We start from the raw sequence: 22,280 nt of genomic DNA on the forward strand, positions 1-22,280 counted from the left end.
AGGAGGCGAAGCAGATGATCTCGCGCTTCTTCATTGAGCGGCCGGTGCTCTCCAATGTTCTCGCGCTGGTCATTGTCCTGATCGGCGCGGTGGCGCTTCTGCAGCTGCCAGTCGCTCAATATCCCAACGTGGTTCCGCCCACCGTACAGGTGACGACGCGCTATCCGGGCGCGAGCGCCAAGACCCTCGTCGATACCGTTGCGTTGCCAATCGAACTGCAGGTCAACGGCGTCGAAAACATGCTCTACATGCAGTCAACGAGCGCTAGCGACGGCACCTACTCGCTGACGGTGACCTTTGCCATCGGTACGGACCCCGATCAGGCGCAGGTCCTGGTCCAGAACCGCGTTGCGATCGCGATGCCATCATTGCCGCAGGCGGTGCAGGTGCAGGGCGTGACGACGCAGAAGAAGTCGACATCGATCCTCGGTTTCGTCAGCCTGACCTCGCCGGACAGCCGTTACGACAGCCTCTTTCTATCGAACTACGCGGTCATCAACCTGCAGAACGAACTCGCCCGGCTCCCCGGCGTCGGCAATGTCAGCGTCTTTGGCGCTGGCCAGTATGCCATGCGGATCTGGATGGATCCGAATCTCCTGCAGGCCCGCGGGCTGACGCCGCAGGATATCATCAACACGGTGCAGCAGCAGAGCCAGGAGGTCACGGCAGGGCAGGTGGGGTTGCCGCCGGTGCCCAACGGGCAGGACTTCCAGTATACGCTGAACGTCAGCGGTCGGCTGAACGACGCCCCTGACTTCGAAGACATCATCGTCAAGGTCGATTCCACAGGCGGCGGCCGGATCACGCGTGTCCGCGACATCGGTCGTGTCGAGCTCGGGGCGCAGACCTATAGCCAGTCCTTCCTGCAGAACCGGCGACCGGCGACCGGTATCGGCATTTTCCAGTTGCCGGAAGCGAATGCCATCGCGGTAGCCGAATCCGTCAGGGCGAAGATGGCGGAGCTTTCAAAGAGCTTTCCGCCCGGCCTTGAATACAGCATGCCGTTCGACACGACGAAATTCGTCCGGGCCTCGATCCGCGAGGTTTACGTGACGCTGATCGAGGCCGGTGTCCTGGTCCTGATCGTGATCCTGCTCTTCCTGCAGAATTGGCGGGCTATGCTCGTGCCGGCGACAACCGTTCCGGTGACGATCATCGGGGCGTTTGCCGCGATGGCAGCCCTCGGTTTCACCGTCAATCTGTCGACGCTGTTTGCGATCGTGCTTGCGATCGGCATCGTCGTCGATGACGCGATCGTCATCGTCGAGGGGGTTGCGCGTCACGTCGAGGAGGGGATGCCAGGCAAGCAGGCTGCAGAGAAGGCGATGGATGAACTTCTCGGTCCCGTCATCGGCATTACGCTCGTTCTCATGGCGGTCTTCATTCCGGCTGCCTTCCTGCCGGGGCTAACCGGACAGCTCTACCGGCAATTTGCGCTCGTCATCGCCGCGACCGCGCTGATCAGCGCAATCAACGCGATCACATTGAAACCGACACAATGCGCTCTCTGGCTGCGGCCGCCCGTGCCACCCGAAAAGCGTAACTTTTTTTATCGCGGCTTCAATCGAATCTACGACGCGGCGGAAAACGGCTATTCCAGGCTTGTTGGCGGCCTCGTCCGCAACAGCGCGATCGCGGTCCTCGTTGGGCTCGGGCTGATCGGTGTCGCTTTCTGGGGACTGACCCGGCTTCCGACGGCCTTCCTCCCCATCGAGGATCAAGGCTACGTCCTGATCAACGCGCAGTTGCCTGATGGCGCATCGAAGGAGCGCACCGATGCCGTGATGCAGCAGGTCAGCCAGATCGCCGAGTCAACGCCGGGCGTCGACCAGGTTCTGACGATCAGCGGCATTTCGGTCCTCGACAACAGTGCAAGCCTGCCGAATGCCGGTGTCGCCTATGTCGTTCTCAAGGACTGGGACGTGCGCGGAAAGGAAAAAGGCCAGGATCTGCTGTCGATATACCGGCATCTGAACGGCGCTCTGGAGAGTGTCATGCAGGCTAATACGTTGGTCATGGTCCCACCGGCGATCCAGGGTATCGGCAATGCCAGCGGTTTTACCATGCAGGTGCTGCTCAAGGACGGTAGCTTCGATTTCCCGCTGCTGCAGACACTGGCCGACACGATCGTCGAACACGGGAATTCGCAGTCCTCGCTACAGCGGCTGCAGACGTCGTTCCGCGCAGACGCTCCCCAGCTCGAGGTTTCGGTCGACCGCATCAAGGCCGAGACGCTCGGCGTCACGGTTGGGCAGGTGTTTTCCGCCCTCTCGGGTTACGTGGGATCGAGCTATGTTACCCAATTCAACAAGTTCGGCCGCACCTTCCAGGTCTATGTGCAGGCGGCCCCAGATTTCCGCGTGCGGCCCGATGACATCCGCAATCTGAAGGTCAAGGCTGGCGATGGCACCATGGTCCCGCTTGGTACAGTGATCGACGTTAAAAGCACGCCGGGCCCGACGCTGATCAGCCTTTACAATCTCTATCCCACTGCCACGATCGTCGGCGGGCCTGCCACCGGCTTCAGTTCGGGGCAGGCGCTCGATGTCATGGAGCAGATTGCCAATCAGACGTTGCCGCCGGGCGCCGGCTTCGAGTGGACGGCGCTGTCCTATCAGGAAAGGGCGGTCGGCAGCCAGATCTACTACGTCTTTGGCCTCGCCATTCTGCTGGTCTATTTCGTTTTGGCCGGACAGTACGAAAGCTGGATCTTGCCGTTCGCCGTTATTCTCGCCGTTCCTCTTGCTTTGCTCGGGACTGTCGGCGCACTGACGGCGCTCGGGGTCGCGAACAATCTCTACACGCAGATCGGTCTCATTCTGCTCATCGCGCTTTCCTCGAAGAACGCCATCTTGATCGTTGAGTATGCGCGGGAAAAACGCATGCAGGGCATGGAGATTGCCGCTGCCGCCGTGCTTGCGGCGCGACTGCGTTTCCGCCCGATCCTGATGACCTCTTTCGCCTTTATCCTGGGCGTGCTGCCGTTGGTTCTGGCGACGGGGGCTGGCGCCAACGCCCGCCGATCGATCGGTATTTCTGTCTTTAGCGGTATGATCGCATCGACGTGCCTGGCGGTTTTGCTGGTGCCGTCCTTCTACGTGATCCTGCAGCATTTCGAGGAATACCGGAAGCGCCGTCCAGTGGCGGTGCCCGACGCGCAGACGTAGGTGATGCGACAACACGCTGTTGGCCAGAGCGGATACCGCATTGAGAATTGCTATTCTCGGCTAGGGAACGCATGGCGTGTTGCGCTTGATCGTCTGCCCTGCGGATAAGGAATGGAGCGCCCTCGGAGGAAGAGGGCTAGGTGCAGCCTCACGATGCCGACATGGTCGACACTGTGATTTCCGAAGGGAGAGGAACTATGGAGAATTTCTCGTCATCACTGGAAATCGCATCCGCGAAACGTGGCATGTGGAGAATGAGACTTGGCTTGTCCGTGCTGGGAGGCATCGTCCTGTTCGCGGGCGCGGCCTTGGCGCAGCAGCCGACCGACGCGCAACGCAACGCGATCAAGTCCGCCTGCCGCAGCGATTTCCTATCCAATTGTTCCGGCGTCACCCCGGGCGGCAAGGAGGCGCTTGCCTGCCTGCAACAGCACGAAGCGTCGCTCTCGTCGGGATGCAAACAGGCAATCAGCGCACTTGGCGGAAGCGGCAACGCTGCCACCCCGAAATCGTCTTCAGGGGCGTCGACCGCGCCGGCGGCGCCGGATGCCGGCACACCCAAGGCCGCCGCGCCGGCGGCGACGGCCGCACCACAGCTTTCGCCGCGGGAGGAGATGGTCATTGCCCGCGAGGCCTGTGGGCCGGACTTCCGATCTTACTGCCGTGCCGTTCCGCTCGGCGGCGGACGCGGCATCGCCTGCCTTAGGGAAAACATGGCGCGGTTGTCCCCGGCTTGCCAAAAGGTCTTGGCTCACGGGCTGTGATTCTCTTTTGCTTTCACGGACTTCGGCATGCCTGCGGTGATGGGGGGCCGGATGTGCCGGTCTGATTCGCAAAATGCCAGTGAATTCGTCAGACCTTAGTCCAACTACCCAATCGGTGCGCCTGCGCTAACTGGACCTTGTCCTTCTGCCCCGAAGGATGAGGGAGGCTTTGGGATGTCGCGGACAAACCCTCCCGCAGCCTCCCTCCTTGCGGTCGGACCTTGGTCCAACTTTCCAAGTGCGCAGCCTCTGCCTAAGTTGGCCCTGTCCTTCCGCCAAAAAAGGACACGCAGGGGCACCTTCGGTCCCCTGAGAGGGCTTGAGAGGTCACCAACGGGTAGGCTGACCTCTCGGCTCTCCTCGTCCAGGGCAACACTTGACTGTGGCGACCGGGCATTATTGCATCTGGAAGTGGTTCTCGGCTTGTCAGAGCGATTCTGTATGTGATGGCCATTGCGTTCGCCTGCGGGAAAAGCGGCGAACCGGCGTTGATGAAACAACGTGACATCGCCTTCGGGACTGGGGTGAACTGTATTACCAGCCGTAGCTGAAGGTAGCGCCACTGCCGTTATCCCCATCCTGCACCACGTCGGTATCAGTATTTCGCCCATACTGGAAAATGCCATAGGCATTGTTGTTGCCATTCTGCCGCAAGGTTGCGGAATGACCACTGCCCCGTTGCTGGATGAAGCCGAGGTTGCCACGGCCAGCCTGAGCGATGCCAGCCGCATTACCCCGGCCCAGCTGCCGGATGTCGGCGTCTTTCAGACCGCGGTAGAGCGAATAGACCCGCAGTCCGGTTGAGAAAAGACCCGCATCCTCGGCATTGTCCGGTGCGAGGTTGAACGAGATCCGGCCGCCGGCATAGGCTGGCACAGACAAGGCTACTTGCCCCAGGCTCCCGGCAAGAAGAGTGACGGTAAGGATCTTAAACACGTTGCGACTCATCCTGATCTCCATTTGCCAGCTGTGTTAGCCGATGATCAATTTTCGCATCTTGCAGCTGAACCCAGTCACAATTGCTCGTTCAGTTGTCGTTCAGTCGTTTCGGCCTGATCGAACGCAAAAGGGCGCCAGAAACCGGCGCCCCTTTAAAGGGATTCGCAGAGTGTGGAGGCCGATTAGTTGCCGCCGATCTGCTTCGTGCAGCTGAAACTCTTGTCCCCGATCACGACATCCAGTGTGGCTTTGTATTCGGTTCCTTTGGAGTCGAGCGAGACGGAGCTGAGGATTGCCGCATGTCCCGCTATGGCATCGAAATCGCCACTCTGGCTGCTCGTGGAGCTTCCACCGTCTCCTGATTTCTCGACATGGAAGGTGTAAGTCCCGCCGACATGCTTGTCGGCGTGGACGAGCGCATCCAGTCTTACCATACCTGCTCCAGGCGTTGCTTTGATTTTGCAAAGCTGCGCCTCGTCAGATTGGTTGGCAGTCGTCATGGCCGCAATGGCGCCGACGGGAAGCAGGACCAGCGCAAGAATGGCCGTCAGGCCGCGTAGATGTTTGACGCTATATGGCATGGGTCGTCTCCCCTAGTGGTCTGCTGTTGCGATCTTGACCTCTTTCACGTCATCGCGGAGCCGCTTACGGGCAGGCCTGGACGAAGGCCGCGACATTGCCGTTGCCGCCCTGGCTGACATTGGCGTTGCAGCCATGGCCGACCTGGACGCCAGCCGCGATGTTGCCATTGCCGTCCTGGGTAAGGATCGTCGTGTGGTTGGAGCCAAACTGGCCGATGCCGGCGACGTTGCGGACGCCGTTCTGATAGGTGGCGCCATAGTTGTCATTGCCTTCCTGACCGACAGCCGAAAGGTTATGACGACCATATTGATGGCCGATAATCCGGTTGTAGCCCCCGTTCTGATAGCTTCTGATCCGGTTTCCGTATCCTTCTTGCGCGCCACCGGCAGAGTTCGACCAGCCATATTGTTCGATGCGCACATCGTTGGCCATGGCGGGGGCTGCGGCGGTGAGGCCAACGAGAGCGACGAGTGCGGTTGCAATGAAAGACGTGCGGATCATGACTGTGTCTCCTCAGGCGGATAAGACCGCGGTTGAACGACTTTCTTTTGGACGCTCCCTTTGGAACAGAAGCTGAAGGCACCATTCAGTCGGGGTTCATTCGCAGAGATCGGCGCTTTGGCCTTGATCCCATTAATCGGCCATCGGCACCCTCAGCCATCATCCTGCATGGAGGCTGCGATGAGCGCGGAATCCTCTGGTTCGATGGGGAAGAGCCCGAACCGCAATTGATAACCCCAGTTGCCGCTTCGGGTGAACGCCAGCTGACCGAGGAGCGGACGGATCGGCACCTCCGCTGTTGGTCGCCAGTCGACATCCCGCCGCCAGGGTACGAAGCCGGGAAACATTTCCGCTTGATAGGGTGAGCGGTCGGTGATGATCCCGATTGCAGTGAAGGCCTGCAGGCGGTCTTTTCCGCGGAAGGTCTCGGAGGGAGAGTAGTAGATGACGGTGTCGCCAGGGGCGGTCCGCCGTAGCGGTCCACCCTTGCCGTGACAGACCTGCATGAAGCCCGCCGCACGACCGATCCGCACATGCTCGGCCGAGGCTACGGCAATCCACGTGAGCGCCATGGCTCAAACTCCCGCCGAGACGAGATAACCCCGCACGCGATGCCGGCCGTCGGGATTCCATGCGCCAGCGGCTCCGCAATCGGCGTGCCATTGATCGCCCTCGGCGGTGTTGCTCAGGCAAGGAAGAATGCTATTTGACATGGTACTATTCTGTCTTAGTGGGATAGGAGAACCGATACGCCTTTTATCGAAAGGTCGGCCGTGCAAAGAGACGCTCCGCCGTTTGCGGAGCGGCGCCTTTTCCTAATCGATATCTCCGGCGAGCGGCCGCAATATCTTGACCAAATCCGCGTTCTCAACGGTCGCGAAAAAAGCCGCATCGGCCGCCTCTACCGCCGTGATCGCCTTCTTCGCAACGTCAATGCCGATGGAGGTCGCCCTAATCACTTTCGCGCGGGAGTCGCTGGGATCGGCTTCTCTTGTAATCAAGCCCTTCGATTCCAGCCGGGCAAGGACGTCGGACGTCATCTTGATGTCTGTCCCCGCCTGGCCGGCAAGCTGAGCCTGATTGGGCGGCTTGCCGGCGCGTCCAAGCCACATCGCTGAGGCCAGGAGGACGAATTGAACATGGGTCAGGCCCAGCGGTACCAGCACCGCTGTCATCAAGCGCTGCCATCGCATGGTGGTTCGCCAGAGGAGCAATCCGGGGCTCTCTGACGCCTCCTTGAATTGCGTTGGTAAGTTTTGCTCGTCATTCATGGCGTTCAAACGCTTTCGCACACTCGAAGAGCCGTGCCATCGAAGTATCAAAATCCCCGCTGATTTGAGGGCCGAGTTCAGGCCCTACATCCCCGGCTGATGGTCCTGAGATTTCGAGCCGATGCGTGACTTGGGTTCCACCGGCAACTGGCTTCAACGTATGGCGGAACAAGAGCTTAAGATCACCGAATGAGGTTTCGTCGGCGTAAGTCACGTTATCGACCAGATCGACGATCACCGATTCGAAAGTTTCCTGTCCCGCAGGTGTCACTGAAACGCGTGTACCTTTAGCGAAGGGTCCATGAAGAACGAAGATATCTGACCCCTCATACGAGAGCCGGCCTTCATGTAGCGCCTTGAGTGCTTCCCAAATCGGTCGCGCGGAGAGGGGAGAAATTGCGGTGTATTCATTCGTCCACATCATGTTGCTCCAGTTTGCTTCTTCAATTTAGTCTGTGCACAGATTATCTGTGCGCAGACTATCTGTCAAGCTGGTTGTCGCGGCGAATTTCCAACCTTGAAAAACGAGGAAGACGAAGCCTATGGAGACCGGGCCGGGGCTCTTATACAGCCCATATTCGCGAGAATATGGGATGCCAGGCAGCGCCTTCGGATACTTGAGGGCGGCAGTCGATGGTAGCGACGCTTACCGTCGATGGCGGTCACTGTTTCTGGCGCCCGCTCGCAGTAGACCCGCGGTCGGCCGCGAGCTGATCGCCGCCTCTTCAGGAAGGCAAGAGAGACCATTTGTCGGGCTACGGGATCACATTTCGTGAGATGCTATAGGAAATACAATGAAAAAGTTGCTTCGCCTGCTGCTGACAATCGCTCTTGCGATGGTCGTTCTCACCGGTTTCCGCTGGTATCGCTATGTCACCAACACCGATAGCCCTTACGACGAAATCGGCATTATGCTCAACAACAATATGCCAAGCCCGATCAACGCATGGGGATGCGCCAAACTCGAAACCACCTTTACCGGTTCCTTGCCACAGCGCGGCTGCGCTGCCGACGACGGAACGCAATGGAAGTAACCTCTGTGCGCGATCTGCAATAGCTGGCCTGGCGGGGATCTCTACCGACGGAGATCCCCGGCGATCCAGTGGACGATTGCCTTGACCCGTCGTGGCACGAATTGCCGTGACGGATGCACGGCGTGGATCGGCAGACTGTGCTTGCCCCAACTGGCGAGCACCTCGGTCAGTCGCCCGGCGGTGATGTCGTCCGCTACCAGAACCTCAGGTGCGTAGATGATGCCAGCGTCTTCCACCGCGGCAACGCGCATGGCTTCGCCGTTGTCGATGGCGATATTGCTGTTGATCTTTGCCGCCAGCATCTGTCCGTCCCTACCTTCGAAATGCCATTGATCGCGTGGGACAAGATTGAGGCTCAGGATGCAGCGATGCTGTTCCAACTGTTCGGGATGGGTCGGCACGCCGCTCTTACCGAGATAGCCGGGCGAGGCGCAGCAGACGAAGCGATAGGTGCCGATCCTTCTTGCGATCAAAGAAGACGGCCGCAGGTGCGCCACCCGAATTGCGAGATCATAGCCTTCCGAAATCAGATCGACGTTGCGATCCGAAAGGTTGAGCTCCAGGCTGACGGCCGGATGCTGGTTGGCAAAGCGGGCGATGGATGATGTGAGCCGCTTTACCCCGAGCGTCGTCGGTCCGCTGATGCGCAAGTGGCCGGATATTTCATGGATCTGAGGGCCGGCGAGGTCGTTCAACTCCTCCAGCTCATCGATGATCCGGCCTGCTTTCTCAAGAAAGCTGACGCCGATCTCGGTGAGTCTCTGCGTTCGCGTGGTACGCTCGATCAGCTTGACGCCGTAGTCTGCCTCCAAGGCCTGAATTCGCCGGCCGACCATGGCGGGCGACAGGTTGAGCCGGGTTGCGGCCTTGGCGAAACTCCCTGAGGTCGCCACGGCGACGAAGGTCTTCAGATTGGTGAGATCGTTCATTCGATACTATTATGCAATTATGTACTACGCTTCAATGCAATTAAAGATGAGATCGCGGACGGCTATATCGGGGTCATTCAATCTGACAAAGGAAATGACCACATGAAAACTGCCATCATCGGAACTGGAAATATGGGCGCGGGTTTGGCCCGCCGGCTTGCCGGCAAGCGCGATCTCATCCTCGCCTCGCGCAATGGGGCTGCGGCAAAGTCGATCGCAGAGGAGATTGGTTCTTCGAGTGCCCCGATCGCCACGGCGGTAGCCGAAGCCGACATCGTGGTGCTCGCATTGCCCTATGGCTCCGCGCTCGAGTTCGCCGGTTCGGAAGCGTTGGAGGGCAAAATCCTGATCGATATCACCAATCCTCTGAAGCCTGATTTCTCGGGCTTACTTTTTGCAAACGAAACATCGGCCGCCGAACAGATCCAGAGCAATGCCAAGGGTGCGAAGGTCGTGAAGGCCTTCAACACGATCTTTGCCGAGCTTTTTGCTGCTTCTCCCGATCAGACCGTCACCATTCCGGTTTTTCTGGCTGGTGACGAAGACGCTGTCGAAATCTCCGCGGCGCTGGTGAGGGATGCCGGCTTCGCGGTCGAGAAGATCGGTTCGCTGGACGCTGCTCGCCTGCTCGAACCGCTGGGCATGCTCAATATCCGCCTCGGTTACGGTTTGGGCCGTGGTACGCGCATTGCCCCGAAATGGGCTGTCGTCCAAGGCTGAGCCAGGGGCTGGCAAGACCTAGGCCTACTTCACCGCGCTCACTGCGGGCGGTGAAGGAGTGCTCTGAGGCCCTGTCTGCTGCCTCAGGACGAGGCCTGCGCTGCTATTGATGAAAAGATCGCCGACTCTGCTTGCCCTTGCGCCAATGGCGGCGATGCCGCCTTTAGCATCACCGTCGAAACGTTGAGGAAGAGATTGTCCAAGGGCAGGTTACCGTCCTGCCAACCGCCGGTGCAGTATTGTGTTCGCGCGAGCAGGCCGCTCCGACGAGAGGAGCGCACGGAACCGTGCACTGATTTGTGGCGTCATTTCTGGCATTCTTTAGGCAGCTCTTGCCGCCGTTGGCCTCTCGACCAGTTGGAGTGAATTCTCCAGCGCCGACGTTGCAACGGTCGTCATTGTGTTCGGCGTTATCGTCATGGTTCGATTGCCTCACTCTCGTACTTGCAAGGTGAAGTGACTTCGGCAGCATTTCCATAGCTTGCTACGGGGATAGCCCTTCGACCGCTTCCACACGCGCCCGGATAACGACGCTGGGCTATGAAGCGACGTCTACAATTGCAACGCCTCCGCCAGGAGCGCGTCGGTAGCTAAATTAATCCTTGTACTGCACATCGATAGAGCTGCTTGTTGGCCGTGTCAGGCGTACGCCTGCTCGTTCAGGCAGATAAAAATATTTCTAAAAATGAGTGTTCTTTGGAATCTGATATTCCGATCGAGGGTCAAATCGGACGGCACGCTCATTGCCAATAATCTAGTTAATTTATAGATTTTCTGCGTTGGAGGATCCCATGCAAGAACTGCGCATCGTCGGAATATCAGGAAACGTAAAGGCGCCATCTCGGACATCGGCGCTGGTTGCGTCCGTTCTTCGACGCATCGAGTCCGAGCTTGACCTCCCAGGACGACACATCGATTTGGCTGTGTCTGCACCAGCGCTCTTCCGAGCCTTGCGGGCTGACCAACTGGATGATGAAGGCGCGGAGATCGTCCGCGCGGTAGAGAGCGCGGACGTCCTAGTCGTCGGCTCTCCAGTTTACCGCGCTTCGTATAGCGGAGCGCTTAAGCACCTGTTCGACCTAGTTCATTATGAGGCGCTGATCGGCAAGCCCGTGATCCTCGTCGCAACGGGCGGAACGCCGTTGCATGGTCTGATGATCGACCATCAGCTGCGGCCCCTGTTCAGTTTCTTCAAAGCGCTGCCGCTACCAACCTCGGTCTATGCGCTTGAGAGTGAGTTCGACTCATACGCAGTTGCAAGTCCAGACATCCAAAAGCGGATCGGAGCAGCCGTGCGCGACCTGGAACGGAACGTTCCGCACGCCACGGCACTCGCCTTGGCCCGCGCCGAAGAACAATCGCGGCTGAGCGCCTAACAGATCACGAAAAAGGACGGAGAGAGACCGATGTCACAATCGAAGAAAGAACCCTTGAAATTTGCCTACTGGGTGCCGAACGTGTCGGGCGGCCTAGTCATCAGTTCGGTCGAGCAACGAACCGATTGGGGCATCGACTACAATCGCAAGCTCGCCCAGATCGCCGAACAGTCCGGGTTTGAGTATGCCTTGAGCCAGATTCGCTTCACGGCCGGATATGGCGCCGACAACCAACACGAGTCGGTTTCCTTCTCCCACGCGCTTCTTGCTGCCACCGAAAAGCTCCGCGTCATTGCTGCCGTCCTGCCGGGGCCATGGAACCCAGCCCTGCTCGCCAAGCAGATTTCCACCATCAGCCACCTCACCAACGGCCGCGTCGACGTCAACATCGTCTCCGGCTGGTTCCGCGGCGAGTTCGCCGCCATTGGCGAGCCCTGGCTGGACCATGACGAACGCTATCGCCGCTCCGAGGAGTTCATCCGTGCGATCCGTGGCATCTGGACGGATGAGGTCTATAACTTGCGCGGCGATTTCTATCGCTTCACGGATTATTCGATGAAGCCGAAGCCGATCGGCGTAATTCCGCAGGTGTTCCAGGGCGGCTCCTCACGTGCGGCTCGTGACATGGCAGCCCGTGTATCCGACTGGTACTTCACCAACGGCAATACGCCGGAAGGTTTGAAGGCCCAGGTGGACGACATCCGCGCCAAGGAAAAGGCTTTCGGCAAAACCTGGCGCACGAAGATCGGCATGAACGCCTTCGGCATTGTCCGCTCTTCGGAGAAGGAAGCGCAGGAAGTCCTTCAGGAGGTTCTCGACAAGGCGATCCCCGAGGCGGTCAAGGGCTTCCACCACGAGGTCCAGAACGCCGGCAATGCCTCGCCGGAGCGCGAAGGCAACTGGGCGAAGTCCACCTTCCAGGATCTGGTACAATACAATGACGGTTTCCGTTCAAACCTGATCGGCACGCCGGAGCAGGTGGCCGAACGCATCATCGGTCACAAACGGGCGGGCGCGGACCTCATTCTCCTCGGCTTCCTGCATTTCCAGGAGGAGGTGGAATATTTCGGCAAGCACGTCCTGCCGATCGTCCGCGAACTGGAAGCGATCGACGACCAGCGGCTGGAAGCCGCCGAGTAACGGCTTCCTTTCAAAATTGAAATGGCGAACGGCTCCCCATCGCGGGGAGCCGGTAGGTGACGTGTGGCCGTCAGGCCGCGCCGCAGGATTTCTGCGCACAACGGAGCAGACGATGGTGAATGCGCATTACACGGCACCCGATGAGACCGCCACGCTGAGGGAATACTCCCCGCTGCCGGCGTCCAGTTCATCGAGTGGTCCCTTTGGGGACGTCGAAAACAGTGCGCTTGCCCGTCAGCCGGTGTTGAGGCTCCAGGGGATCACGCTCTCCTTCGGCGGCGTCACGGCAATCTCGAATGTCGATCTTACGGTCCGGCCGGGAGAGATCCGGGCGATCATCGGTCCAAACGGTGCCGGCAAGAGTTCGTTGATCAACGTGATTTCAGGGCAATATAGGCCGGATGCCGGCCATGTCCGCCTCAATGGCAAGACCTTTATGCAGGTGCCGGCGCAAAAAGCCGCGCGGCTCGGTATCGCCCGTACCTTCCAGAACCTTGCCCTGTTCAAGGGACTGACGGTTCTTGAAAACGTCATGACCGGCCTGACATTCCAACGCCGCTCGACCTTCATCGGTCAGGCGCTCGGCTCGCCCCGCGCCCGCCGCGAGGAGCGCGACGCGCGTGAACGGGCACGGCAAGTCATCGATTTCCTGCATCTCGGCCACGTTCATGATCGGCTTGCCGGCTCGCTGCCCTATGGCCTGCAGAAGCGCGTCGAACTTGCCCGCGCACTGGCGCCGGATCCGCAGATCCTGCTGCTCGACGAACCGATGGCCGGCATGACCGCCACCGAAAAGCAGGAAATGGCCGGCTTCGTCCGGGCCGCGCGGCAGGATTATGGCACGACGATCATCCTGATCGAGCACGATATCGGCGTGGTCATGGGGCTTTCCGACCAGATCGCCGTGCTTGACTACGGCCGCAAGATCGCCGACGGCACGCCGGCCGAAGTGCGTGCCGACCAGGCTGTCATCGACGCCTATCTCGGCGTTGCCCGCGAGGACCAGGAAGAGGCGGACGCGTGATGGAAAGCTTCGACTATCTCTTCTTCCTTGAGGTGCTGACCGGCGGATTGCTTTCTGGCGTCATGTATTCGCTCGTCGCGATCGGTTTCGTGCTGATCTACAAGACCTCGGGCGTGTTGAATTTCGCGCAAGGGGCGCTTCTCCTGTTTGCCGCTCTCACATTCGTTTCGCTGGTCGAGCGCGGAGTGCCTTTCTATCTCGCGCTTGTGCTTACGTTCGCCATTATGGTGCTGCTGGGCATCGGCATCGAACGCGCAGTGCTTCGGCCGCTCGTCAACAAGCCGCCGATCACGCTGTTCATGGCAACGCTCGGGCTTTCCTACATCATCGAGGGTGCTGCCCAGCTTCTCTGGGGCACACAGGTCCATGCCTTGGAACTCGGCATCGAGGACGTGCCCTTCGAATTTTACGGCGTCTTCATCTCGAAGTTCGATCTCTTCGCCTCCGCCGTCGCGGCCTTGATGGTCATCGGGCTGACGCTCTTCTTTCGCTATACCCGGGTCGGCCTGACCTTCCGCGCCGTGGCAGACGACCAGTTCGCCGCCCTTGCAGTCGGGCTTCGCCTACCGCGCATCTGGGCCACCGTCTGGGCAACATCGGGCCTCGTTGCGCTGGTCGCAGGCCTTCTCTGGGGTGCGCGCAGCGGCGTGCAGTTCTCGTTGTCGCTCGTGGTGCTGAAGGCCCTGCCGGTGCTGGTGCTCGGCGGCTTCGATTCGATCGCCGGCGCCATCATCGGCGGCCTGCTGATCGGCGCCTCGGAAAAGCTCGCCGAAGTCTATATCGGCGAATATTTCGGCGGCGGCATCGAGGGCTGGTTCGCCTATGCGATCGCGCTGGTCTTCCTGCTCATCCGCCCCTCCGGCCTATTCGGCCAGAAGCTCGTGGAAAGGGTCTGAGTCATGGCTGCCATCACCTCCCAACCCGTCGGTTCGGCAAAGCTTCCGGGCTGGATCGCGCCACTTGCCATTCTCGTCGTCGCCTTCGGCATCGTGCCCTTCATCGGCTCGAGCTATCTGATCGAAGCGTTGCTGCTGCCGTTCCTGGCGCTGTCGCTGGCTGGCGTCGGCCTCAACCTGCTCACCGGCTATGCCGGGCAGGTATCGCTCGGCAGTGCTGCCTTCATGGCTGTCGGCGCCTTCGCCGCTTTCAATTTCAATCTGCGTGTCGAAGGCCTGCCGCTTCTCGTCTCCATCGCGCTCGCCGGTGGCATCGCGGCTTCGGTCGGCATTGTCTTCGGCCTGCCAAGCCTGCGCCTGCGCGGCTTCTATCTCGCGGTTTCCACGCTTGCAGCGCAATTCTTCGTGCAATGGGCGCTGACCAAGTTCGGCTGGTTCTCCAACGACAATCCGTCGGGCGTGATCGACGCGCCGAAGCTCACTATTGCAGGTATCGATTTCGACAGTTCGACTGGACGCTACTATTTCTCGCTGATCATCGTCACGGTACTGACCCTCTTCGCCTGGCGCGTCGCCTCCTCGCAGACCGGCCGCAACTTCATCGCCATTCGCGACAATGAGACGGCGGCCAGGATCATCGGCGTGCCGGTGCTGCGCACCAAGCTGCTCGCCTTCGCACTTTCCTCCTTCTTTATCGGGGTCGCCGGTGTGCTCTGGGCCTTTGCTTATCTGCGCACCGTGGAGCCGGCCGGCTTCAATCTCGACCGGTCGTTCCAGATCCTGTTCATCATCATCATCGGCGGGCTGGCGACGATCCGCGGCGCCTTCCTGGGCGCGGCGTTGATTGTGGTCTTTCCGGTTGTGCTGTCGCGGGTCGGATCGTTCCTCCTGGGCGATCTGTTCGATTCCGGCGTGCTCGACATGAGCCAGCGCATCGTCATCGGCGCACTCATCATCGCCTTCCTGATCCTCGAACCCGACGGGCTGGCGGCGCTCGGAAGGCGGCTTACGGGACGGTTCAGGCGCAGCATCCCCGAACCCGTCGGCTGACCTGCCACATCATCTTCAAAATGCATTGGGACGCCGGCAGAGCCGGTCAACACAGGGAGTTTGTCCAATGAAAAGTCTGAAGACCACATTCAAGGCGGCAGTCGCAGCGCTCGCCATCATCGGCGGAGCTGGCTTGATGCCTGCCCATGCCGATGAGCAATATTTCCCGCTGCAGAGCTATCGCGTCGGGCCTTATGCCGCTGGCGGCACCGGTTTCTTCGGTGGCTTCATCGACTACCTGAACCTGATCAACACCCGCGACGGCGGCGTGAACGGCGTGAAGCTTACCTGGGACGAATGCGAAACTCAGTATGAGGTCGAACGCGGCGTCGAATGCTACGAGCGCCAGAAGAGCCATTCGAACGCGGCGGCGTGGAATCCGCTTTCGGTCGGCATCGCCTACGCCATGATCGACCGCATCACCGGCGACAAGGTGCCGCTAATCACCGTGAACCATGGCCGCACCGACTCCACCGACGGGCGCGTCTTCCCCTACGTCTTCCCGCTGCTGCTCAACCCCTATTCGGAGACCTCGGGCATCGTGAACTACCTTGCCTCGAAGGAAGGCGGCCTCGACAAGCTCAAGGGCAAGAAGATCGTCGTGCTCTATCACGGCTCGCCCTATGGCAAGGAAACCATTCCGATCTATGACTTGCTGGCCGAGAAGTATGGATTCACGGTCCAGCAGATCGAAGTGCCGCATCCCGGCAACGAGCAGCAGTCGCAGTGGCTGACGATCCGTCGCGCCAAGCCGGACTACGTGGTTCTGCGCGGGTGGGGGGTGATGAACCCGGTGGCACTGAAGACGGCGGCCAAGGTCGGCTTCCCCGCCTCCAAGATCGTCGGCAATGTCTGGTCGAATTCGGAGGAAGACGTGATCCCCGCAGGCGAGGCGGCGGTCGGCTATACCGCGATCACCACCCAGGCCTCGGGCCAGCAGTATCCTGTCTTGCAGGAGATCGTGAAGACGCTCTACGATCAAGGCAAGGGTAATCTCGAAGACAAGAAGCGCATCGGCTCGGTCTACCACAACCTCGGCATTGTCAATGGCATCCTGAATGTCGAGGCGATCCGCACCGCACAGGAAAAGTTCGGCAAGCGTACGCTGACTGGCGACGAAGTGCGCTGGGGCTTCGAGCACCTGAAGCTCGATGAAGCCAAGGTCGCAGCACTGGGCGCCAAGGACCTGTTCCACTCCATCAACGTCAGTTGGGACAACCACGAAGGCGATGGCTATGTGACCTTCCAGCAATGGGACGGCAAGAAGTGGAACGTCGTCTCCGACTGGATCGCGCCGGACTGGAAGCTGCTGCGTCCGATCATCGAAAAATCTTCGGAAGCCTATGCCAAGGAAAAGGGCATCAAGCTGCGCACGGCGGCCGATGCCGAAGGCACCGTGACCACGAATTGACGATTTGAGGGATGGCGCAAGCCGCCATCCCTCATCCCAATTCACGGTGCGGCAGCTGCTATCGGCCGAGGCCGGTCGCCCACATGCTGCGCCCTCGCTATCGACTTTGGAACAAGTGACATGTCCGACGAAACGATCCTTCTTGATATCAAGTCCGTGCATGCCGTCTACAGCCAGACGATCAAGGCCCTGAACGGCGTGAGCTTTCAGGTGCGGCGCGGAGAAATCCTTGCCCTTCTCGGATCGAACGGAGCGGGCAAGACGACGGCGCTGAGGGCCATCTCGAACCTGTTGCCGGCCGAACGAGGCCACGTGACATCGGGTACGATCCGTTTCGAAGGGCGCGACGTGCTGCGCGAGAAACCAGCCGATCTGGTACGATCGGGCCTGGTACAGGTGCTCGAAGGACGGCATTGCTTCAAGAGCCTGTCGGCCGAGGAAAATCTCATCTCCGGTGGCCTCGGCCGCTCGTCATCCAGGCGCGAGATCGCTGCCGATCTCGAGCGGATCTATTTCACTTTCCCAAGGCTCAAGGAGAAGCGCTATACCGCGGCAGGGCTCACCTCCGGCGGCGAGCAGCAGATGATGGCGATCGGCCGCGCACTGATGTCACGGCCACGGCTGCTTGTTCTCGACGAGCCCTCGATGGGTCTGGCGCCGCTCGTGATCAAGGATATCTTTCGCTCGCTCAAGGTCCTGAACCGGGAGGAAGGACTTTCCATCCTGGTTGCCGAACAGAATTCGACGGTGGCGCTCCAGTATGCTGACCATGCCACCGTCATCGAAAATGGCGTCGCCGTGCTGTCGGGCTCCGCAGCCGAATTGCGCAGTCGTGACGACATTAAGGCTTTTTATCTCGGGGAAGGCACGGCCTTCGCCCACGACAGGCCGGCGGCCTGATCCACCCTCATATCCATCACGCAGAAGGGAGACCGAAATGAACGTCATCGCCAAAACAGAAAGGGTCGCCGTACCCGGCGTCAAACGACCGGAAAAGCCCGCGCATATCATCAAGGACGATGTGGAGGCGATCGCTGTCGCCGCGAGACTCGCCGCCGAGTTCGTCAAGGGCTCTGCCGATCGTGACCGCGAGCGGATCTGGCCGGCAGAAGAGCTCAATGCCTTCTCGCAGAGCGGGCTCTGGTCGATCAATGTGCCTAAGGCGTTCGGCGGACCAGAGGTCTCCTATGTCACGCTTGCAAAGGTGGTCGAGATCATCTCCGAAGCGGATTCCTCGATCGGACAGATCTCGCAGAACCATCTCGGCGTCGTCGCGGCAATCCGGACGGTTTCGGACAAAGCGCAGCAGGAACTACTGTTCGGCGAAATCCTCAAAGGCACCCGCTTCGGCAATGCCTTTTCCGAGTTTGGCTCCAAGCGCGCCGTCGATTTCGAGACCAAGTTTGTCAATCATGGCGACCACGTCGTGGTGAATGGCCAAAAATTCTATTCCTCAGGTGCTTTGCTTGCCCACAAAGTGCCGATCGTGGCGCTCGATGACGAGGGCCGCGCCTGGTACGCGATCGCTGATCGCGATGCGCCCGGTTTGACAGTCATCGACGACTGGTCGAGCTTCGGCCAGCGCACCACGCTCTCCGGGACGGTCATCCTCGATAACGTCAAAGTCGACAAGGCCTGGCTGGTTCCGGGGTATAAGGGTTATGACAAGCCGACAGCGGACGGCGCCATCTTCCAGATCATCCAGGTTGCTGTCGACATCGGCATCGCATCGGCGGCGATTAAGGAGACAATCAACTTCGTCCGCACCAAGTCGCGCGCCTGGGTTGACAGCGGCCTCGACCACGCCTGGGATGATCCTTACACGATCCAAGCGATCGGTGGCCTCCAGCTCAGACTGCATGCGGCGCAGGCATTGCTTGAGAAAGCGGGACTTGCGATCGACCGCGCGGTTGCCAATCCCAATGCCGATAGCGTGGCACAATCGCAGATCGTCACTGCCGAGGCCAAAATTCTCTCGACCGAGATCGCTATCGAGGCCACCAACAAGCTATTCGAACTGGCCGGCACGCGCTCGACGCTTGCTGAGCACAATCTCGACCGGCACTGGCGCAATGCCCGGACGCATACGCTGCACGATCCGGTACGGTGGAAATACTCGATCCTCGGCAAATACTTCCTCAACGGAGAGAAGCCGCCGCTACACGCCTGGAGCTAAGCAGGGCTGCCATTCGGCGCTTTAAAAATCAGAATATTACGGTGGCGAGAAGGACTTTATCGCCACTGTTTGCCGCTATTCAATTGTCTATGTCGGACCGCTATTGCTCAGGCCGCCTGGCTGAACCCTCTCAAAAAGCCTCTATAACTAGACCCCCTGGATGCAGGTTCGTTCCGGGTCAAGGCGAGGGAATTTGCGCAATAGTTTGAAGTGCCTCGACAGCATCGAATCCAGGAGTTCGGAGAGCAGCACGCTAATACGTGGTGGTTTATCTTAACGGCGAGCTTCAGTCTTGTCGCGACGATCTGCGAGTCTTGTTCATGCCGTGAGTGGTTCGTCGTATCGCATCATCCGGCCGGCATTGGCGAGCACCAGCAAGGTGCTGAAATTATGGAGGAGGGCAGCGACGACTGCGCCCGCCGTTCCGAGAAAACCGAATCCCGCCAATGCGACGATCGCTACGGTCCAGCCGAGGCCGATGATGACGTTGGTTTTCAATGTCCGGCGGCAGAGCCTGCTGAGGCGGATGCATGTGCCGAGCCGCCGCAAGTCGCTGCCGATCAGGATGATGTCGGAGGAGGCGAGCGCGATATCGGCACCGCCCGCACCCATCGCAATACCGACGGCACCGGCCTTGAGGGCCAGCGAGTCGTTGATCCCGTCGCCGACGACAAGGGGTTTGAAGCCGCTTTCCGTCTCGCTTAACACGCGTTTCAGCTTGTCGGCGGGCAGGGCCTCGGCCGCGACATCGGTTATGCCGATCTCTCGCGCAAGGGCATGCGCGACCGACTGACGGTCACCAGTCAGCAGAAGCTGCCGGTTGAGCCCAAGCGCCCGCAATTCCGTCATCGCAACCGCTGCCTCCGGCTTGACGGTGTCCGACAGGAGAAGCCAGGCGACAAACTCTCCACCTACGGAAATGCCCGCGAGCGGACCGTCATGCGAGGGGACCAAGGGAGCGATGACTGACAAGCGTTCAAACAATTCGGGACGTCCGAGGGCGACTTCGCCCGCTGCCGTGCCCGCAACGACGCCCAGCCCTTGAAGTTCCCGGACGTTCGTCATCGGATGGTAAGTATCATGGGTGACGAGCGAGGCCAGGGCCCGGCTGACCGGATGACTGCTGGCGGCGCCCAGAGAGGCCGCCAGGGCCAGAACGGTCTCCCGATCCGTATTGCTCGTAAGCCTGATCTCCTGGAGCCGAAGCCTACCGAAGGTGAGGGTGCCGGTCTTGTCGATGACCAGGGAGGTCAGATCGGCCAGCTCTTCCAGAAATGCCGAGCTGCGGATGAGGATGCCGTGGCGCGCTGCAACCGCGATACCGGCAATCGCTGTTGCCGGCGCGGACAGGACCAGGGCGCAGGGGCAGGCCGCGACAAGGATCGCTAGCATGATCTGGTCATTGTAGGTGAGGAACCAGGCGATGGCCGCTATCGTCAGCACGAAGGCCAGATATTGCTGGGCGTAGCGCTCCAGCAGCCGCGTGATCGGTGGCTTCGAGTTTTCTGCCCGCTGCATCAGCGCGATGACTCTTCCGAGTGTCGAATCTTCGCCGATTCGGGTCACCTCGATCTCGAGGCGGCCATCCAGATTGATCGCGCCGCCGAAGACGTCCGTGCCTGCGGAGACTTCGAGAGGTATGGATTCGCCAGTAAGTGGCGCGGTGTCGAGGCTCGCCTGTCCCTCCCGGACGCGACCGTCGGCAGGAATGCGGTCTCCCGCTCTCACCTCCACCAGATCGCCTGGCTTGAGCGCGATATTATCGACTTCACGCGTGCCACCATCCGGCGTGATCAGCCGTGCATGGCTGCGGGTCAGACGCGCCAATGCCTCCATCGCTTCTTTCGATCCAATGACGCTGCGCTCCTCCAGCACATGGCCGAATACCATGATGATCGGGAGGAGGGCCGCGGTCAGCAGATCGCCGGTCGCCCAGGCAGCCAGCATTGCAAGAGCGATTAACTGGTCGGTGATGCCATGCAGGCTTGGATGGCGCAGACTGTGCCAACCGGAGCGGATGACCGGAACTGCGACGATGAGCGAGGCCGCTGCGAGCAGAAGCTGACCGACGCCCTCTTCGTCCGGCGCAAGCCAGCGCCAGGCAATGCCGAGCACAAGCAGGCTCAATGCGATCATGGCCAAGGTAAGCTGAACGGCCGCCGCCTGCTTTTCGTTGGCGGTCAGAAGGCCTGCGCTAAGGACATGGTGGTGATGGTGCGCGTGGCCATGGGAGCCGTGCGAATGATCGGTCGCGACACTCATTTGTCGGCTCCCTGCAGAATGAGGCGCGAATCGTCCCTGGGGTCGACCGTGATTACCGAGCCTGCTTGCGACAGGATTTTGGCAACGCGATCTCGATAAAGGCGCCAGGGAAGACCGGAATCGCTATGGGATCCCTGCGCGCTTGCAATGCCGGTGATGGTTGCCGTGTCGGCGCGCGCCTTTGCCAGACGTTCGCTCGATTGGGCTTCCGCCATCTGCACAATGCGGTCGACTTCCTGATCGGCGGCCTGCCTGTCCTTCTCCGCATCATTCTGCGCTGACGCGATCGCCTGTTCTGCCTGCTGACTTGCCGTCAGCACCCCATCGAACGCGCCCACGGCCGTCGCCGGAAGCGCGGATTGAACGTCGGCACGGTCGATCTCGATTCCAAGACCCATGCCCTTCGATTTCAGCGCGTCTAGGCTGGCGTTGATGCTGTTCACCAGGTCGGCGCGCAACCGTTCGCGGCGCTCGGCGGTATCGCTGTCGGCAGAGACCAGTTCCGGGCGCGCGACGAGAATGCTGTCCAGATCGCGTGAAGCACAGATCACAACGGCGCTACGGGTCACGAGGCGGTCGAGCGCCGGAAGGACATGCTCCTCTTGCAGGGCATAGGCGAAGGGGTCGGTTACCCGATAAAAGACACGGATATCGAGCTGAACGACACTCGCGTCTGCGGTCAGCAGATATCCCGATCCTGCCAGAGTATCGCTCTCTGTCTCATCGTTGGCCTCGCTGGCCTGCGCGGCTGGCGAGCGAAGCAATCCATCAATCCGGCGTTCCAGAACCGTTGCGGCGTCGGGCAGAAGCAAGACGTTTTCGAACGGCGCGGGCAAAGCCCATAACAGGCCGGATTCCTGCACCCGGTTCAGGGCGCCCAGCCGGAGGACAACAGCTCGGTTTTGTGGAGCGATCTCCCGGATATTGGATATTGCCCAGCCGACCGCCGCCAGCACCATGATCGCGGAGAGCAGCATGGACACCAGACGAATAGCCTGATGTTGCGCCGTTGAATTCCTATCCCCGATGGTGCCCATC

The 22,280-nt window shown here is 60.3% G+C and carries 21 protein-coding genes; 12 read left to right on the plus strand and 9 right to left on the minus strand.

Features of this window, described 5'->3' with window-relative positions:
* Window positions 1-14 precede the first annotated feature (14 nt).
* Both PMI09_RS04370 and PMI09_RS04375 read left to right on the plus strand, forming a co-directional pair.
* Window positions 15-3,167 (plus strand): efflux RND transporter permease subunit, encoded by a 3,153-nt coding sequence (locus tag PMI09_RS04370; protein ID WP_007789269.1) that lies wholly within the window; start codon window positions 15-17, stop codon window positions 3,165-3,167.
* A gap of 254 nt (window positions 3,168-3,421) precedes the next feature.
* Window positions 3,422-3,931, plus strand: a complete 510-nt coding sequence (locus tag PMI09_RS04375) for a hypothetical protein (RefSeq protein ID WP_443216166.1) — start codon at window positions 3,422-3,424, stop codon at window positions 3,929-3,931.
* Window positions 3,932-4,465: 534 nt separating this feature from the next.
* Here PMI09_RS04375 and PMI09_RS04380 read toward each other — a convergent pair.
* From PMI09_RS04380 to PMI09_RS04405, 6 genes are all read right to left on the minus strand, one after another.
* On the minus strand, window positions 4,466-4,879 hold the full coding sequence (locus PMI09_RS04380) for a hypothetical protein (protein WP_007789273.1): 414 nt from the start codon (window positions 4,877-4,879) through the stop codon (window positions 4,466-4,468).
* 173 nt (window positions 4,880-5,052) lie between these two features.
* A complete protein-coding gene (gene csgH / locus PMI09_RS04385; RefSeq protein ID WP_007789275.1) occupies window positions 5,053-5,451 on the minus strand; it encodes a curli-like amyloid fiber formation chaperone CsgH in 399 nt (132 codons plus the stop codon).
* A 64-nt stretch (window positions 5,452-5,515) separates the two neighbouring features.
* Entirely contained in the window at window positions 5,516-5,953 is a 438-nt protein-coding gene (locus tag PMI09_RS04390; protein WP_007789277.1) for a curlin, read from the minus strand.
* 152 nt (window positions 5,954-6,105) lie between these two features.
* A complete protein-coding gene (locus tag PMI09_RS04395; protein ID WP_007789279.1) occupies window positions 6,106-6,525 on the minus strand; it encodes an EVE domain-containing protein in 420 nt (139 codons plus the stop codon).
* A 243-nt stretch (window positions 6,526-6,768) separates the two neighbouring features.
* Window positions 6,769-7,224 carry a MarR family winged helix-turn-helix transcriptional regulator gene (locus PMI09_RS04400; protein ID WP_007789280.1) on the minus strand — a complete coding sequence of 152 codons (456 nt, stop codon included), beginning with the start codon at window positions 7,222-7,224 and terminating at the stop codon, window positions 6,769-6,771.
* On the minus strand, window positions 7,217-7,645 hold the full coding sequence (locus PMI09_RS04405) for a hypothetical protein (protein WP_007789282.1): 429 nt from the start codon (window positions 7,643-7,645) through the stop codon (window positions 7,217-7,219). The genes PMI09_RS04400 and PMI09_RS04405 overlap by 8 nt, the downstream gene beginning before the upstream one ends.
* A gap of 373 nt (window positions 7,646-8,018) precedes the next feature.
* Here PMI09_RS04405 and PMI09_RS04410 point away from each other — a divergent pair, with 373 nt between their 5' ends.
* Window positions 8,019-8,258, plus strand: a complete 240-nt coding sequence (locus tag PMI09_RS04410; protein ID WP_007789284.1) for a hypothetical protein — start codon at window positions 8,019-8,021, stop codon at window positions 8,256-8,258.
* A 41-nt stretch (window positions 8,259-8,299) separates the two neighbouring features.
* On the opposite strand, the gene PMI09_RS04415 is transcribed toward PMI09_RS04410, so the two are convergent.
* A complete protein-coding gene (locus PMI09_RS04415; protein ID WP_007789286.1) occupies window positions 8,300-9,187 on the minus strand; it encodes a LysR family transcriptional regulator in 888 nt (295 codons plus the stop codon).
* A 102-nt stretch (window positions 9,188-9,289) separates the two neighbouring features.
* Between PMI09_RS04415 and PMI09_RS04420 the strand changes: the two genes are divergently transcribed.
* The 9 genes from PMI09_RS04420 to PMI09_RS04460 all read left to right on the plus strand — a co-directional run bounded on the left by PMI09_RS04420 (window position 9,290) and on the right by PMI09_RS04460 (window position 18,980).
* Window positions 9,290-9,907 (plus strand): NADPH-dependent F420 reductase, encoded by a 618-nt coding sequence (locus PMI09_RS04420; RefSeq protein ID WP_007789288.1) that lies wholly within the window; start codon window positions 9,290-9,292, stop codon window positions 9,905-9,907.
* Window positions 9,908-10,698: 791 nt separating this feature from the next.
* On the plus strand, window positions 10,699-11,283 hold the full coding sequence (gene msuE / locus PMI09_RS04425; protein WP_007789291.1) for an FMN reductase: 585 nt from the start codon (window positions 10,699-10,701) through the stop codon (window positions 11,281-11,283).
* A gap of 30 nt (window positions 11,284-11,313) precedes the next feature.
* The gene (gene sfnG, locus PMI09_RS04430) at window positions 11,314-12,423 is read left to right on the plus strand and encodes a dimethylsulfone monooxygenase SfnG (RefSeq protein ID WP_007789293.1); all 1,110 of its coding nucleotides are present in this window, start codon (window positions 11,314-11,316) and stop codon (window positions 12,421-12,423) included.
* A gap of 112 nt (window positions 12,424-12,535) precedes the next feature.
* The gene (locus tag PMI09_RS04435) at window positions 12,536-13,447 is read left to right on the plus strand and encodes an ABC transporter ATP-binding protein (protein WP_007789295.1); all 912 of its coding nucleotides are present in this window, start codon (window positions 12,536-12,538) and stop codon (window positions 13,445-13,447) included.
* Window positions 13,447-14,343 (plus strand): branched-chain amino acid ABC transporter permease, encoded by an 897-nt coding sequence (locus PMI09_RS04440; protein ID WP_007789297.1) that lies wholly within the window; start codon window positions 13,447-13,449, stop codon window positions 14,341-14,343. The genes PMI09_RS04435 and PMI09_RS04440 overlap by 1 nt, the downstream gene beginning before the upstream one ends.
* A 3-nt stretch (window positions 14,344-14,346) precedes the next feature.
* Window positions 14,347-15,393 (plus strand): branched-chain amino acid ABC transporter permease, encoded by a 1,047-nt coding sequence (locus PMI09_RS04445; protein ID WP_007789300.1) that lies wholly within the window; start codon window positions 14,347-14,349, stop codon window positions 15,391-15,393.
* Between the two features lie 67 nt (window positions 15,394-15,460).
* Complete coding sequence (locus PMI09_RS04450) at window positions 15,461-16,804, plus strand: ABC transporter substrate-binding protein (protein ID WP_007789303.1); 1,344 nt, start codon at window positions 15,461-15,463, stop codon at window positions 16,802-16,804.
* Between the two features lie 120 nt (window positions 16,805-16,924).
* Entirely contained in the window at window positions 16,925-17,704 is a 780-nt protein-coding gene (locus PMI09_RS04455; protein ID WP_007789304.1) for an ABC transporter ATP-binding protein, read from the plus strand.
* A gap of 37 nt (window positions 17,705-17,741) precedes the next feature.
* Window positions 17,742-18,980, plus strand: coding sequence for an SfnB family sulfur acquisition oxidoreductase (locus PMI09_RS04460; protein WP_007789306.1), 1,239 nt, complete (start codon window positions 17,742-17,744; stop codon window positions 18,978-18,980).
* Between the two features lie 318 nt (window positions 18,981-19,298).
* On the opposite strand, the gene PMI09_RS04465 is transcribed toward PMI09_RS04460, so the two are convergent.
* Together PMI09_RS04465 and hflK are read right to left on the minus strand one after the other, a co-directional pair.
* Window positions 19,299-21,242 carry a heavy metal translocating P-type ATPase gene (locus PMI09_RS04465; RefSeq protein ID WP_007789309.1) on the minus strand — a complete coding sequence of 648 codons (1,944 nt, stop codon included), beginning with the start codon at window positions 21,240-21,242 and terminating at the stop codon, window positions 19,299-19,301.
* Window positions 21,239-22,279 (minus strand): protease modulator HflK, encoded by a 1,041-nt coding sequence (gene hflK / locus PMI09_RS04470; protein ID WP_007789310.1) that lies wholly within the window; start codon window positions 22,277-22,279, stop codon window positions 21,239-21,241. Before hflK ends, PMI09_RS04465 begins: the two co-directional genes overlap by 4 nt.
* Window position 22,280: the final 1 nt, after the last annotated feature.

Source organism: Rhizobium sp. CF122 (assembly GCF_000282035.1).
Taxonomy (GTDB): Bacteria; Pseudomonadota; Alphaproteobacteria; order Rhizobiales; family Rhizobiaceae; genus Rhizobium.